General features: G+C 38.5%; 6 protein-coding genes. 4 read left to right on the top strand and 2 right to left on the bottom strand.

Annotated features, from left to right (window positions below; genetic code table 11):
• Positions 1-64 precede the first annotated feature (64 nt).
• The 4 genes from V3Z67_RS15965 (at position 65) to V3Z67_RS15950 (ending at position 6549) form a co-directional block, all read left to right on the top strand.
• A complete protein-coding gene (locus tag V3Z67_RS15965) occupies positions 65-3334 on the top strand; it encodes a SusC/RagA family TonB-linked outer membrane protein (protein ID WP_330444264.1) in 3270 nt (1089 codons plus the stop codon).
• A gap of 3 nt (positions 3335-3337) precedes the next feature.
• Positions 3338-5107 (top strand): RagB/SusD family nutrient uptake outer membrane protein, encoded by a 1770-nt coding sequence (locus V3Z67_RS15960; RefSeq protein WP_330444263.1) that lies wholly within the window; start codon positions 3338-3340, stop codon positions 5105-5107.
• 122 nt (positions 5108-5229) lie between these two features.
• Positions 5230-5802: a Crp/Fnr family transcriptional regulator gene (locus V3Z67_RS15955; protein WP_330444262.1), complete on the top strand. Its 573-nt coding sequence runs from the start codon at positions 5230-5232 to the stop codon at positions 5800-5802.
• Positions 5803-5874: 72 nt separating this feature from the next.
• A complete protein-coding gene (locus tag V3Z67_RS15950) occupies positions 5875-6549 on the top strand; it encodes a hypothetical protein (protein ID WP_330444261.1) in 675 nt (224 codons plus the stop codon).
• A 49-nt stretch (positions 6550-6598) separates the two neighbouring features.
• Here the strand turns inward: V3Z67_RS15950 and V3Z67_RS15945 are convergent, their stop codons facing one another.
• Entirely contained in the window at positions 6599-14740 is an 8142-nt protein-coding gene (locus V3Z67_RS15945) for a LamG-like jellyroll fold domain-containing protein (RefSeq protein ID WP_330444260.1), read from the bottom strand.
• Positions 14741-15071: 331 nt separating this feature from the next.
• Positions 15072-17039, bottom strand: coding sequence for a cytochrome-c peroxidase (locus V3Z67_RS15940; RefSeq protein ID WP_330444259.1), 1968 nt, complete (start codon positions 17037-17039; stop codon positions 15072-15074).
• Positions 17040-17222 lie beyond the last annotated feature (183 nt).

Here is a 17222-nt window from a genome sequence, read left to right as displayed (position 1 = left end):
AGTTGGTGCGAACAACTACGGTCTTATATAAAATTAAGCCATCGTAAAACCAATAACTTAAAACATGTATTCTAAATTTACTTCTTTTAAGCTAAAAAACACATTTTTTTTAGTGACAATGTTCCTGACCTTTATAGTCGGTCAGGCAGGCGTGTTAAATAACCCGCCAAAGGTAAGCTTTAAAACAGAAAAAGCAACCCTGGTGACTATTTTTTCAACTCTAAGTGAGCAATCTAACTACAAGTTTAGCTATGGTGAAAGCATCATAGAAGACAAAACTCTTTATACAGTATCATACTCTGCTACAGCGGTAGAAAAAGTACTAAATGACCTTTCTAAAAAGGCTCATTTTACTTACAGTATAAACAACAAACTGGTACTTATTAAAAAACAGGCGGCTGATAAAAACCTATCGGAAGTACAACAACCTGTAAAAGGTAAAGTACTGGATGAAAACGGAATGGCGTTACCTGGTGCTACTGTTATGGAAGCAGGTACTACAAACATAGTATCTACTGATATGGACGGTACCTTTACAATCATGGTAGCTCAGGGAAAAACTCTTGAAATATCTTTTATAGGGTATAAAACTCAAAATATTGTTGTTACCGGAAATAACATTTCGGTACAAATGGAATCAAACGCTTCAGAACTTGACGAGATTGTAGTAGTAGGTTACGGTAAGCAAACTAAGGCCGACCTTACCGGATCGGTAACACAACTTGAAGAAGGAAGCTTCAGAAAAGGTGTTAACGTTTCTGCCGATCAGTTATTACAGGGTAAAGTTGCCGGTGTAAGGGTTGTTCAGTCAAGCGGTGAGCCGGGTGCTCCAATGGATGTAACCATTCGTGGTGTGGGCTCAATAAGAAGTGGTAGTACTCCCCTTTTTGTTGTAGATGGTGTGCCTCTTACTAATGATGATGCCAGCCCTGGTGGACAGGATGTAGGTTTTGGTAGCTCAAGAGCTAAAAACCCGCTTAACTTCCTTAACACAAGTGATATTGAATCTATAAGTGTACTTAAAGATGCTTCTGCTGCTGCAATTTATGGAGCAAGAGGGTCTAACGGTGTGGTTATAATCACTACTAAAAAGGGTAAAAAAGGCGAAGCCGGTTTCACGGTAGACTCTTACTTAGGTTTCTCTAAAGTTTCAAAAAAACTTGATGTACTTTCTGCCAGCGAATACAGAAATGCGCTTACAGATCCTGCTTTTGACCATGGTGGAAATACCGACTGGCAGGATGTAATATACAGAAGCGCCGTTACTAAAAACAATGTAATGTCCTTCTCAAAACAAACCGATACCGGTAACTACTATGTATCACTTGGACAAATGGACCAGGAGGGTATAGTAAACAACAGCAAGTTTAAGCGTACTTCAGGAAGAATTAATGCTTCCGAATCGTTTTTTGACAAGCGTTTACGCGTTAGTGCAAACCTTACTGCCAGTGAAACTGTAGATAACGGTGTACCTACCAGTGATGACGGTGGTTCTAACGGACAGCTTATTATTCACACTCTTATGGCAAACCCTACACAACCGGTGTTTGACGAAAACGGTGAATACCAAAACTTTAACATGAATGCGCATTATAACCCTGCTTACCTTTTAAGTATTTATGATGATGAAACACGTACAATAAGAGTATTAGGTAACTTTGAAGCTTCTTTAAGGCTTGCTAAAGGTTTAGACTATAAGCTTAACGTTGGTGTAGACCGTTCAATGTCTGAAAGAAATACTACAATATATCCAAACGTAACCGACCTTAACCAAATTGGTAAATACGTTCAGGGTAACCTTGAGTCAAAAAGTGCTCTTATTGAAGACTACCTAACTTATAACTGGTTTAATGACAACCATAAGGTAGAAATTCTTGGTGGTTTCTCTTATCAGAAATTCCAAAGATCAGGAACAAGCTTTAGTATAGAAGGTATTGATGAGCAAGGAGTAGGTATAAACCCTGCAGATAACCCAGGTTTTTCAGGTCATCAAACAGGTGTAAATGGTTTTGCTCAGGAAAATGAACTACAGTCTTTCTTCGGTAGGGTTAACTACGCTTTCAATAAAAAATATCTTGTTACTGCTTCGATGAGAGCCGATGGTTCTACCCGATTTGGTGAAAATAATAAATATGGTTACTTCCCGTCGTTTGCTGGAGGTTGGGTAATTTCTCAGGAAAGTTTCCTTAAAGAGACTAAAGCTATAGATAACCTTAAACTTAGAGCAAGCTGGGGACAAACCGGTAATCAGGAAGTACAAAACAAAATCACTAAAGCGAGTTACTCTCTTAGTGGCGGAGACGGTTACTACCTTTACGATGATCTTGGACTTGTTAATGGTTTAACATTCTTCAGAACTCCAAACCCTGACCTAAAATGGGAAGTTGTTACTCAGTTTGACTTAGGTATCGACTTTAGCTTATGGAATGGTAAATTATATGGTACTCTTGATTACTTTAACAAGACTACTACCGATGCTATTCTAAACATACCTTCTCCACTACTTAGTCCAACACCGGATATTTGGGTAAATATTGACGGAGAAATTGTAAACAAAGGCTTTGAATTCATGTTAGGTTCTAAAATAGTTGACAACGGTGACTTTAAATGGTCAGTTGATTTTAACGGAGCTACACTTGACAACGAAGTGAAAAACCTTCCTGTTTCAGAAATCCTATCGGGTACTATATCAGGCCCTGGTCAGTCGGGAGTATTAGCAAACATCTACAAAAGCGGATATGCTGCAGGTTCATTTTACCTTATTGAACACGAAGGATTTGATGAAAACGGTGCCGAAATATTTAAAGATCAAAATGGTGATGGTGCCATTACCGGAGATGACCGTGTAATTATTGAAGGTGCACTGCCTAAGTTTACTTATGGTATTAACAGCCAGATGAGCTACAAGAACTTCGACTTTTCTTTCTCTATCATTGGACAAACAGGCGGATACCTTGTAAACAACACAGGGTTAAATGCACTTAACATTAACAACCTTGCATCAGACAGGAATACGGCTACTGATTATTACAACTCCGGAGCTAACCCTGCAAATGCACCTTTACTGTCTACCCTTTATCTTGAAAAATCAGATTTTTTAAGATTAAACTCAGCCCGTTTAGGTTACAACTTTAAAATTAACGACATCAACTGGCTACAGGGACTTAACCTGTATGTAACAGGTCAAAACCTGTTTACAATAACAAATTATAGTGGTTATGATCCGCTAATTAACAGTGCAAAAGCAAGCGGAGGTAACCAGTCACTGGGTATTGATTATTCCAGCTATCCTAGTGCAAGAACAATTATTCTAGGTGCAACTCTAAAATTATAAAAAATGAAAAAGAATAAAATATTTACAGTAAAGAGTATAGCAGTAGCACTTGCTACCCTGACTTTAGCAAGCTGTACAGACTTGGATGAAGTGATACTTGATGAAGTATTAGATGAAAATATTTATAGCGTAGATGGTGCACTTGCAGCTGCATATGACAGATTAGGTGACGGAACTTTTGTAGATAACGGCGGTATGTTTGCCATGCAGGAATATACTACTGATATAGCACTTTTGCCTACCCGTGGTAGTGACTGGGGTGACGGTGGTAAATGGCGTACAATGCACGAGTTTACCTGGACTCCAAGTAGTGCTGTTGTTACAGATAACTGGACTAGGCTTACCAGTGGTATTACCCGCTCGTTAACCGCAATAAAAGCTGTTAATGAAAGTGATATTACCGATAAAGAAATGTTTCTTGCAGAAGCAAAAGGACTACTGGCATTTTATACCTACTATACTTTAGACCTTTACGGACAGGCTCCTTATCGTGATCCTCTTAATGTTAATGCTCCTGTTGAAATACTACAGGCAGCTGATGCTATTGACGGACTTATAGAAGATGTAGAAGCTATTATCCCTGATTTAGCCGAGCTTGGTCAAAACCAAACTCATACCGGAAGATTTACAAAAGAGGCTGCTTATGCCCTTCTTGCTGATATGTACCTTAATCGTGCTGTTTATAAAGATCGTTATAATGCGAGTTCTTCTTTCAACTTTAACGAAACTGCTGTAGATGGTAACGGTACTGATATGGACAGGGTAATTTACTATACTTCTCTTCTTATCGATTCTGGTAAATTTAGTCTTAACCCTAACTTCTTTGATAACTTCTCTATCAATAATTCAGGAGGTCAGGAACACATTTTTGCAGTAGTACAAAAAATAGACAACATCCGTAACGGTGATAACGACCTTGGTTATATGTGTGTGGCACGTAACCAAAGACCTTCACCTGCTAACAGGGGTACTAACGGTGCATGTACAACTCCTGAGTTTTTTGCAAGCTGGGATGGTAATCATGATGACCCAAGGTTTTCAAGAAAATACCAGTACAGCGATGGTACATGGTTTATGAACGATGGTACCGATGTTAGCGTACCGGCTTCAGATCTTGTACCGGGTAGTAGCGACCTGCCTTGGTTCCACTTTAACAGCGGATTACTTTTCGGTCAGCAGTACGGTCCTAAACTTACTCAGGCGGGTGGTTTTGAAATGACAGACGACGGAAGAATTAAAGTATCTCAGTTATTCATGGAGAAAAGTTCTAATACTCCTATGGTGTTTACTCCTGAGCTTAATTTTGATAACCCTTCTCAGGCAGTATTTGCTCAGGATCAGATTAACCGTGGTGTACGTATCTTTAAGTTTGAGTACGACCCTGAACAAGGTAATGGATCGAGCAATGTTGATATCCCGTTATATCGTTTAGGAGGTATTTATACCATGAGAGCCGAAGCTTACTTACGTAAAGGAAATAACGGTTCTGCCCTTGCAGATATGAATATGCTTAGAACATCAAGAACAAGAGAAGCCCTTTTCGGAAATGTTCCGGGTACAGCTATCTCATCTATTGATGCCGATATTTTATACAAAGAAATAGGATTTGAACTTTACTGGGAAATGAAAAGAAGACCACAAATGGTACGTTTCGGTAAATTCGATCTTTCTTATACAGCAAAAGCTGCAACACAGCCATTTAGAAGGGTATTCCCTATACCTCAGCAGGCAATGGATGTTACAGATGAACTAGAACAAAATTTAGGTTATTAGCATTATATTGTTTTCAGTGAAAAAAGACTCCGGCTCAGGCCGGAGTTTTTTTATGCTATTATCTAAAAATACTGTTTAGGTTTTGATTACTATATTTATACTTCAAATCTAAACTACCTAAAATGGAACGCAAAGCATTAATAAGATTTATAAAACAAACCATCCCTATATCTCAAAAAGAAGCAACTACTATTTCAGCGGCATTTGAACCCGTTACCTACAGCAAAGGAGATTACCTCCTTCATCAAAATGAGATAAGTGATACTTACCTATATCTTGAAAAAGGACTTATGAGAACTTTTCTATTTGATATTGATGGTAACGAGATAACTACCGATTTCCATAAAGAAAATAATGTGGTTTTTGAGGTTACTTCTTTTTTTAACAGAGTAGCTTCTCAGACTAATATTCAGGCTGTAACTAACTGCAGTGGGTACAGGTTATCGTACAGTGAACTTAATACTCTTTTTCATAACAAGCCCGAGTTTCGTGACTTTGGAAGAGCCATATTAGTAAAAGACTTTATAAAGTCTAAAGAACGTAACTATGGTATGATAAATAAAACTGCCGAAGAACGCTACAAAGCACTTATAAAAAACGATACTAAAATATTACAATATGCCCCATTAAAACACATTGCATCTTATTTAGGTATTACCGATAGTACCCTTAGCAGACTAAGAGGTAAACTGTAAAACTTATTTCTTGCCTTTTGTCAAGAACCTAACAAATACTTAAACAGAAATTTGTATTGTAAACACTTTATTATGGTACAAATTTCAACTCCGGCTGCAATAGCATTTATTATAACCACAGTACTTACCGTATTCTTTTTATACAAAGCCACAAAAAGTATAAAAACACTCATAATCATATCTCTATGGATGATTTTAACTACAATACTGGCTTTTAAAGGCTTTTACAGTGAAACAAAAGGATATCCGCCACACTTTATATTTTTAATTGCTCCCGGAGTCTTATTTGCTGTTATAACAGGGATTGGAAAATCACTCTCAAAAGACAGAATTAGTACCTTACTTAAATGGCTTACAATACTCCATATTATCCGTATCCCAGTAGAGTTACTATTATTCTGTCTATATAAAAACGGGGAAATACCTCACCTCATGACTTTTGAAGGATACAACTTTGATATCATTTCGGGTATTACCGCACCCATCATCTATTACTTTATTTTTATTAAAAAAGCGCTTAATTGTAAATACCTTTTAGGATGGAATATCATTTGCCTAACCCTACTTATAAACATTGTAAGCATAGCCATTTTAAGTGCTCCTACTCCATTCCAGAAACTGGCTTTTAACCAACCAAATATAGGAGTAACCTATTTCCCATATGTATGGTTACCGGCTATAATTGTTCCTGTAGTTTTGTACTCGCATATTATATCCATCAAACAATTACTCAAATCAATAAAATAAAAAAGGCCGGTATTACTACCGGCCTCCTTTTCATAAAATTATGTGTGTACTATCTGTTTACTTTAAGCATTTTGTAAGTACCTGTTTTATCACCCACTTTTACATTGATGATAAACACCTGCTCGCCCTGAAGCTGAGTTAGGTTTAAGTTAATGGTTTGAGTACCACCTGTAGTTTGTGCATTAACTGTAGTGATTTTTCTTCCTACAAGGTCATACACGTCAACAACTACATCTTTACCACCTTCATCGTTAATTTCAACCGTTACCTTACCGTTTGTAGGGTTAGGGTAAAGACTTACTATGTCTTTTAACGGATTTGGAGTATCTATACCCAGAGCCTCTTCAACTATAATATACTCTTCTTTGGTAAGCGACTGGTTACCGGCAACGTTTGTTGCTATAAGAGTTACATCATAAGTACCTGCTTCGGCATAAGTAACTGTTGGGTTTTGCTCTGTAGATGTAGCAGGTTCACCACCTTCAAACGTCCAAGACCACTCTGTAGGGTTATTGGTACTAAGGTCAGTAAACGTTACTGTTTCACCTTCTTCAACCTCAACCTGATCTGCAACAAAATCAACCATAGGAGCCTGAGCACCTAAGTATTCATTAAGTGAGAACACTACGGTAGCCGAAGCGTTAAAGGTTACATCGTTAAATGTAGCATCCTGTTGCGGAGCATTACCACCGTTAGGGTGCTGAACAGAGAAGAAACCATATTTAAAGTCGGGCGTAAATGTTAATCCTGTTGGCTCAGAACCTGCAGGCATAGACGCAAATAACTCAATTTTAGGCTCATTTTGAGAATGGTCAGGACGAATTACCCAAATGTAATTTAATCCACCATCCTGGCATACCCAAAGGTTACCTTTATCATCAAACACAAGGTTATCGTTACCATCACCCCATTGTTCGTTTACTGTTCCGTTTGCAGTTTCAATGTCGTAAGACATACCTCCGGCAAACGTTTCAAAGTCGGTAATAGTATCATTTACACTTGCAGGGTCCGTAAATCTGTAAATACGATTTCTTCCTTTTGCAGTGAAGTAAATTTTACCATCAAGCGGACTGATATCACAGTCTTCCACACCGTTAAAATTAGTACCACCTACAGAAGCGGCTACTGTATTAAGATTGTTTCTGTCTGCCTGAGTTGTATTAGGAACCTGAATCCATCTTGCTTTAGCAGAGCTTGGCTCGTTATCAGACATTTGAAGATCTAAGTGAAGTACATATACAGTACCCGAGTATAGGTTACCAGGTACATCAGGTACAAATTTGTAAACACAGTGTGTACCACCGTCTTCTCCATAGTAAGCTGCTGATCCATAGGCTTTAATCACCACGTTTTCGTGATTCATTCTACCCATAGCCCAAAGTTTTTCCTGTTTACCGTTACCGTATTCCATAACCTGTGCAGTAACAGGGTCTATTTCCACTAACCAACCTTCGTCATCATAACCATCACCGTTAGCATCGCCTGAAGCTGTATTTTCCTCGGCAGTAATAACTGTTCCCCAAGGTGTAATACCGCCCGAACAGTTTCTTGTAGTAGTTACAAGATCATTGTTATAGAAGTCTACCGGCTGAGAATAGTCTACTTCCCAAAGCTGATTGTCTGTATTTAAGTGAATATCCAGCATAGATACACCACCCGGAGTGTTCTCATGGTTTACAGATAAATGCCCTAGTTCACTACTTCCGTCTGTTGCCACATAAGCAGAGAAGTCGTTGTTACCCGGTACGTTACCCGAACCGTCCATGTAGGCTTCTCCCTGTTTGAATAATAACTGGAACCTGTGGTCTTCAGATATTATCAGGTTAGATGTTTGTCCTGTAGGGTTGATAGAAGTGAAACACGCAATGTGTTCTTCATCACAAACCTCCATTTCCTGATGAGCATCTTTAATATACATATCAAAACTGATATCAGAACTTTGTCCGTCACGGTTGTGCATCTCAACAGAAATTCTGTTCACACCTTCCTGGAATACTGTTTTAGGCAGTATGTGAGCGAAGTATCTCTTCTCATCTGCACCATCTACTGTAGAGGCAGATGTAGTTAAATAGTCAAAGTCACCTTCGGCCATATTATCCCTAAATACTTCTACACCGTTTACATAAACAACAGCACCATCGTCTCTTCTTAATCCAAACTCTACATTATCTGCCACATCTGCAAGGTTAATTTCTATATCCCTTGTAAAGTAGTATGTAATGTATTTGTTTGAAGAATCAGGACCATAAGAAATAGTTGTTTTCATTGGGTCTCCATATCCAAGTGGTGCTTCTCCTCTATCCCATGAATTATTATCATAAGTAAGCGTACCCCACTCACTATTATCAAGGCTGGTACCGTTATCAAGATAAGCCCAAGTTTCTCCTTTTGGAAGCGGGTATGAAGCCGGATCAAGCGGAGGAAGGTTAAAGTTAACCTCCATATCAAAACCAAGATCTGAACTGTTTGCAGAAGCTTGGTGTAGCTCTACCGCAATTACGTTAGTACCGTTTTGAAGTAAGTTAGCCGTTTCAACTAGTTCATAAGTAGTTTCATCTTCACCACCTACTGTCGAAGAAGCATAAGTATTGTAAGTAACAGCACCTTCAGGCATGTTAGTTCTAAAAGCCTCAACACCGTTTACATATACCACAACACCGTCATCTTTTAATGTATGGAACAATAACGAACCTATTTGAGAAGCATCTTCCACATTAAACGTATGTCTAAAATAGTATGTTGGGTATTTGTTGTTAGCATCTTCACCATAACTAAGCGTTGTAGCTTCAACACCGTCACCATAACCTAATACACCGTTACCAAACATCCAGTCGGCATCATCATATTCAACCGCTGTCCATTCAGTACCAAGGTCCACGCCGTTATCGTTGTACTTCCATAAGCTTTGAGCAGCAATTGGGAAGTTACCCACAGGATACTCAGTAGAACTCTCTAACCATGCAAGGTATACCGGAGTACCATCAAGAGGAATCTCGGTAAATGTTACTATACTACCCAGTTTAGTACCTGTAGCCACAACGTTAATCTCTGTAGCAGGATCACCCGCTAAAAGGAAGTAAGTTGTTGCAAGTGTGTTTACGTCGTTAGGGTTTTCAAACACTTTAGAAACATCCACACTAAGCGAAGTATTATCTATAAATAAAGTATTTGGCATCCATCGGCTGTTTATATACAGAGTATCATTTTCTGTATTGTTTAAGGCATGAAGTACATCTGTACCAATTTCCTTACCTATAACTACGTTATTGTTAACGCTTTCAACTTCGTTAGTAAGGTACATACCGTTACCATTATCATTCATAACACTCCAGTTACCTTTAACCGCATTACGGAAAGGAGCTTCCATATCCCTTACAGGATTTGTAGCCGGCTGGATTGAAGCATTAGTATAAGCTACCTCTACAACTTGAGAACCGCTGTTTACTAAGTAACCGCTATCGTCCTGATTAAATGTATAGTTGTAAACAAGATTATCTGTAACATCGGTTATAGTAAGGTACATGTCCTCACGTATTTCATCGATAGTCTTAGCTGTATCCCAAATACGGAATTCATCTATATCACTGCTTGTTGGCGCATCATTAGAAAGGTTTCTACCAAAAGCAAGGTTATTAGAGTTTGGCTGGAATTCGCCTACCGGCATGCTGTCTACAAGTTCGCCGTTTACATAGAACTTAAACTCACCGTTAGGTATAAATGTTACAGCAACGTGGTTCCATTCGTTTACTCCCCAAACATGGTCAGAGTTTAATGTGTTCCATCCGCCACCTGGACCCTGTCCGGTAATGGTTTGAAGTGTTTGGTTTCCTAAAAACTCCATTTCCCAACCGTAGTTGCCGCCGTTAAAACTGGTAAAGCCTACAAGTTTTTTATTAGCTCCCGATGGTTCTCTTAAACGGGCCCAAAGTTCAATTGTAAATTCTTCCGAAAGTGCTGCGTTAACACCTTCTTTAGGTATTTGTACATCATGATTTGCTCCAAGGCTAAGTACACCTCCCTGTGCTATAATAGCAGCAGCCGGGTCTATTTCAAAAGCAAGATAGTAGTTACCTATTGCAAGGTCTACATCTTCAAAAACAACCACACCGTTTTCTTCTGTAGCAGTTGCTACAGTTTGGTATGTACTGTTAGGATCACCTTTAATTAATGAATACTGTGCTACCGTAGCATTAACCGCTGCAAAGTCTTCAATTACTGTTGCAAGGTCTACTTCTAAATTAGCAACACTCATATTAAGGGCATTTAAATGCCAACCTCCAGAGATGTATTTGTTATCGTCATCCTCACCAAGAGGCAGTACTTCGTTGTTATTGTTACGTGAAACAACAAGGTTTTGTGTGTAGTTAGTAATACCACCATTTACATATAAACCGTTTAGTATTTCGTTTGTTATACTCCAGTTACCTGTAACCTGATCCGGGAACTCTTCGTTCACTACAGATACCGGACTTGTAGAATTAACAATAGAAGCATTAGTATAACTTACCACAGTAGTTTGTGTACCTCCTGCGTTTTCAAGCGTACCGTTATCTTCCTGATCAAAGTTGAAGTTGTATAATAATCCGTCCTGACCTTCTTCAAGAATCATGTGCATTTGCTCCACAATTTCTGCTTCTGTCTTAACGTGATCCCATATACGGAACTCATCCATCATAGAATAAGTCTGCCCTCCATAATTGATACTCTTACCAAAGGCAAAATCCCAGTTTTCGTTAGTAACAAAATCAGAATAAGCATTTTCACCCTTAAGCTCACCATTGATATAAAGTTTAATCATACCACCCGGAGAAGCCGTAACTGCAACGTGATTCCACTCTCCAATATTTACAGGAGTACCAGAGTTAATACTGTTCCAAGCACTTGTATTTGTTCCAAATACTGCAGATATGGTATTGTTATCCGGCATTTCAAGAGAGAAACCTGTAGAGTTACCGTTTATCTTACCGTGATTAGATAGCAATTTATCGTTATTACCCGGATCCTGAGTTACATTTACCCAGAATTCAAGTGTAAATGCTCCCTCCATAATAGGATTCATTTCAGCATAAGGAATAGTAGCGTCATGACCACCGGTAAGTGATAAAGCACCACCTCTACCCGGTACAAACTCAGCTACCGACCATGCTACATAATATGTACCTTCGGTAAGGTTAGCGTTATAGAACGTCACATTTTGACCATCAAAGCTACCTTCAGCAACGTTTACAAACTCTTCCGATCCTTCTTCCTGTTTAAGTAGATAGAACTGTCCGGCTGTTTGCGTTATAGTTTCGTAGTCTGTTATACTTTCCTCAAGGTTTATTTTTACTGTTGCAAAAGGAGTATTTAAAGGATCTATTCTCCATCCTCCCTGTAGGTAAGTCATTTCCTCATCACCCGGTACAACTGCAGTAGTTTCAATATTTTGTTTACCAATAACTATGTTACTGTTATAAGCTGTAATGTTATTAGGGAAAGTTAAACCTAAGTTATTGATATTATTGTTACGGCTCCATTTACCTGTAACTACTTCCTGATACTCTTCCGGAAGTACACTTACCGGAGAAGTTGCTGTAGCAAACACGCCTCCGTTAAGGAATATTTCCTGCTCTACAGCACCAAGGCTAATAAAGCTGTCCTCATCCTCATCGGCAGCACTAAAGTCAAAATAAATAGCAAGATCTTCCTCCTCACCTGTTAAGTGATAATGCATTTGCTGATTGATCTCATCAGCAGTAAGTGCTCTTTCCCAAATACGGAACTCATCAAGCTCTGTTTGTACAGCACTACCATAATACGGACTGTAACCAAATCCTAAACCAAACTCATTAGGGATATATTCACCAAACGGAGCCGAAGCTATTTCCTGTCCGTTTACATAGTAAGTCATGGTACCGTTTTTAGTAACCGAAAGGGCTACGTGATTCCACTCTCCTACACTCCATACATCACCCTGTCCTGAAATGGTATTCCATCCCGAACCGTTTGTACCTACAACCACATTTAGCTGGTTGTTATCAGGAAACTCAAAAGATATACCTGTAGTAAGGTTGTTTACCCTACCGTTGCTCGCTATGATTTTGAAGTTATTACCCGGATCTGAAGTAAGTTTACCCCAAAACTCAATAGTAAAGTCATTACTTAAAACTTCGTTTACCACTTCTGAAGGAATAAGCATTTCCTGAGCACCTGCCAGTTTAAGCACATCACCACGTGTTGACTCAAAATCAGCCTCTTCCATAATAGCCTCATCAGAAATAATTCTTCCGTAAAGATTAAGTTTATCTAATAAACCAATATATTTCTTATCCTGGAAGTTGTTACCTATTGTAATATCAGCTTCTGAAGCTATTGGAGTAATAATGTTGCTCCACTCCTGGATTAGGAATCCGTTATAGTATACTGATAGTTTTCTTTTTACATTATCGTATTTCCATACAATGTAAGACCATTGGTTTACAAGCAGGTTGTACTCTGTAGAAAGTGTAGTACCTGTAGCGTGGTCTGTATAGGTTAGCTTACCGTTAGAGCTGATACCTAAAGACATACCCTGTCCTTCTGCACCGTTTGAGAATATTACAGAACCTGTTGAAGTAAACTGCTCCGGTTTAACCCAAAATGCTAAACTAAACGGACGGTTGTTCATATCAAAAGCCGTAGCATAAGGTATGCTCACGCTTGTTGTTGCACCAAACTGTAAAGCCCCGTTAGCCACATTATCTCTGTCGGCTGCAAAAGCATAGTTCTCTGCATTAATTGTATGATTGTAGTCAGATACGTCAAGAATAGAGTTATCAATACCCATTTCCAGTTTAAGCGCATCGGCATTCTGGCTGGTAAGCATATCTTCGTGTATGATTGTCTCAAAGTAAGGCTGCCCTACCGAATCTACATACTCTACTTTCATCCTTCTGTCGTCTGCATCACCATAAACATTTATCCTCAGGTAAGTTTGTTTTACACCTGTAAGGATATAATTACTGTTATAGTTAATGTTGTAGTTACCACTACCTACATCTGAATTAATGTTACCCGAAAGCACATCGTATAACGGATAGTTTACATCACCGTCCCTTATCATGAACTTTTGCTCATGGATATCGGCACTTAAAGAAAGTACTCCGTTAATGTTGTTATCCTTAATGTAGTTGATTAACTCCTGAGACTGCACTGTGTTACAGAAGTTCCTGCCGCCACAGTTACGCTCAAACGAAGGTGTACCGTTTATAAGTACTTTAAACGTAGCTGTAGAGTTTAGTAGTCCGTCTTTAAGCCATTGCAGCTGATCTGGACCTAAATGCTGCGATATACCGTCGCGGTAGCTACGGTTATCCAATAAAAAGTATTCTACATCCTTATACACATAAGATGAGAATAACCCCTGTCCTTCAGGTGTACTGTTATACTCCGGGTTAGGCCACCAGTCCATAAATATTTCACGCATCTCGCCAATGGTAGGAAGCGTTTTATTAAATTCATTTGGACCCAGGTCATGGTTGTCTGTAATAGCTAACTGTGGCATTGCTACAGTTAAACTGTCATGGAAATTCCTGAAGAATCTGTAACGGTCAAAAGCCATATCCTTGTTAGCCCAGTCGTCCACACCATCAGGACATTGTCCCATAGCGTGTTGTAACCCTAAAAGATAAACGGCATCACCCAGCCACACCATAAGGTCACTCTCCTCTTCTGCCATCACATTAAACATAGTAGGAGTACCATTAAAATGGAATTCAGCTTCCGGCTGATCTATACAACGGGTAAGGTCATATATACGGCCACATCCGCCAGAAAGGAATTCAAAATCGCTAAGGATATTCTGTCCGTTAGTGATTGATGTTTCACGACCCGATGCCGTACCGTTTTCCAGTACCTGAGCCGTGTAACTTGCTCCCTCTGTAAGACCGGTGTACTCAAAAGACCTAAGGCTGTAACCTAACCTGTCATCTGAATTGTAAACCGTACCTGTAAGAGGAGTGTTTTCTGTACCGTTTTGGGTAAATGAGATGGAAAGCTCATCTCCCGAACCGGTGTTGTTTTTGGTTAAAACCCAAACCCTTACTGAGTTATTGTATACAGGGCTCATCATGGGTCCGTATACTATGGAGTCTCCCGGAATGGTTTGTGCCTGTAGGCCAAAACTCATTATTAAAGACACCATAAAACTCAAAAAAAGTAAACTTTTTTTCATTTCTGCTGTTGTTGGTTTAAATTAATGAATAGATTCTGCCGCTAAATTAGCTTCACTATTCCTTAAGGGCTGTTGGAAATCCTTAAGTTTACTTTAAGCCAACATGAAGATTTTTAAGACTGCAATGTGCTCATTTTCACCTAAAAACACTTAAAGTGATTCTTAACATTGAAAATGACAATAAAAAGTAGAAAAATGACACTTTTTTAATATCTATACCTCTAAATAAACAACAAAACCAACCATGTAATAATTATTACATAATTGGCTCAAATCTTAACTTTCGCTTAAAACACTAATATACTATATTAATGCGCGACAGATAATGTATTTATTTTTTAGATAAAGCAGGATTATCGGTTAGTGATTCTAAAAAGGAAATTAACTGTTTTATCTCCTTTTTACTCAGTTCCAGTTTATCCGGCGGAAGGGTTTGATATGGCAATTCGTAGTCCAGTCCCTTACCTGCAGCACCTCCCTCATTATAAAATGCTATAACCTGTTCCAAAGTCTCATAAGCCCCGTTATGGAAATAAGGTGCCGTAAGTTTCACATTCCTTACAGTTACCGTTTTAAACGAGTTTCTGTATATTTCCTGGTTATCATCAATAATACCATTGCTTATACGCCCGCTATCGGTATCAACCATAAGTGTATCAGGATGTTTTAATACGCCCAGTATCTCACTCTCGTTTTCTCTAAACAATGGGGGAACCAATCCGCTGAATGTTGGCGGATAATGACAGGTTGCACACCCTGCCTTACCCATAAAAAGATTAAAACCTGCTTTTATATCTTTAGAGAGATTATCTTTCTTTCCCTGCATGTACAAATCAAAATCACTCTTAAACGAACGTAACGATAATACATAAGAGGTTAATGCCGAAGAGAACTGATATCTGTTAACAGCTTCTGTATTTTTAAACACTGTACTAAACTGTACTTTATATTCAGGGTAGGAATTCAGTTTACTTACTATTTCTTCAAAACTGGTATTGAACTCCATATGATTTTCCACTACGTGTTCTGCCTGCTCTTCCAAATCGTATGCTCTTAAGTCGTAAAAATACCTGTCGGCATAAACCGAATTGACTAAAGTGGGTGAATTACGCAATACATTTTTACCTTCCATACTGGCCATCGATGTTTTATAACCATCGGTAAAAGCAAGTTCGGGCTTATGGCAGGTAGCACAACTCATTTTACCGTTCTTGCTTAATCGGGTATCATAAAACAGTTGTTCTCCAAGTTTACGCAATTCTTCACTATCATCCTCTTTTTTAAGCAGACTGTAATAATACGGGTTAAGAAAATCTTCAGAGAAGATGTTATCACTATAAGCATTCCACGATGGTGTATAGCTTTTCATTTCGGCATCCGTTTTAATACCTAATACTGTTTGCATTTCATGAAGCTTACCGTATAGGGGATTAATATAATTTTTTATAAAGGTAAGTCGGTCAAAATTTTCAAACGATCTCCTCTTTTTCAAAATAGAAACCGACTCTTCAAAAAGCTGTTCAATTTCATTTCTTAATCCTTCATTAGTTTTTAAAAGTAAAGGCTGCAATGCTTGCTCTATTCCCCGTAATGAACAAGCTGCCTCTTCCATAGCGTTCAATGAACCCGGTGTATCAAACCCGGTTATCCCCCTAGCCATAATCCTTACAACTTCAAGTCGACAGGCTTCCAGTACTTCAAAATCATAATAAAATGCACGTCTTTTAATAGCACTAACCAAAACCTGATAAGAATCCCTTACCTCCTTAGCCAGCTTATAGGCCTTATCACCATCGGGTTTGTCTTCAAGAAAAAGCAACTCGTCTAATACCTGTAATCCTACAGGTTCTACTATTGTAGGAATAGCTTTGTAATGCCCTGCTTCCAGATTATCCAAAGGCATACTGTTTTTATAGGCTGCCGGACTCATACCATAGTAGTTTTTGCCAACCTTGTCATCTACAGGAAGCGGATCAGGGTGTAAAAGCGGAGCACCGTTTATATAAGCTTTTACATGTTCAGGGTAATAAAACTCAAGTATGTATTCACATTCCTTAAAACTATTACGGGTAGCAGTTAACTGTTGCCTTATTTTCTTAACAGATGCTTCTCCCCTTCGATAAAGGGAAGCAGTATACTCTAAAGTATTTAATTGTGTATTAAAATTATCTACAGATGTGATTATAATATCCCGAAATTCACTCGTATAATAATCACCCGAAGTGTATTGAAGGTTAAAAGGCAATACAAAAACAGCCAGTATAAGTAGTGGTAAAAAGCGTTTATACTTAGTATTCATCCCAAAGAATGTTTAGTAGTACAAACTTACCATGATACAGTATTAATGAGAGTTCATGATATATTAAGAAATGATTAAACTATAAAACAGAAAAGGCAGCCAATTGGCTGCCTTTTCTGTTTTATAGTTTGTTAAAAATATTATCTCTTCAGTGAGAAGTGAGCTTTAAACTCTTTCTCTACA

Source organism: Flavobacterium sp. C4GT6 (assembly GCF_036347315.1).
In the GTDB taxonomy this organism is placed as follows: domain Bacteria; phylum Bacteroidota; class Bacteroidia; order Flavobacteriales; family Flavobacteriaceae; genus Flavobacterium.
This window is presented reverse-complemented; position numbering and strand designations above follow the sequence as displayed.

What these genes read in the sequence shown, in the direction of transcription:
- V3Z67_RS15965 (WP_330444264.1), top strand. Translation starts at nt 65, where the DNA reads ATGTATTCTAAATTTACTTCTTTTAAGCTAAAAAACACATTTTTTTTA.
- V3Z67_RS15960 (WP_330444263.1), top strand. Translation starts at nt 3,338, where the DNA reads ATGAAAAAGAATAAAATATTTACAGTAAAGAGTATAGCAGTAGCACTT.
- V3Z67_RS15955 (WP_330444262.1), top strand. Translation starts at nt 5,230, where the DNA reads ATGGAACGCAAAGCATTAATAAGATTTATAAAACAAACCATCCCTATA.
- V3Z67_RS15950 (WP_330444261.1), top strand. Translation starts at nt 5,875, where the DNA reads ATGGTACAAATTTCAACTCCGGCTGCAATAGCATTTATTATAACCACA.
- V3Z67_RS15945 (WP_330444260.1), bottom strand. Translation starts at nt 14,740, where the DNA reads ATGAAAAAAAGTTTACTTTTTTTGAGTTTTATGGTGTCTTTAATAATG.
- V3Z67_RS15940 (WP_330444259.1), bottom strand. Translation starts at nt 17,039, where the DNA reads ATGAATACTAAGTATAAACGCTTTTTACCACTACTTATACTGGCTGTT.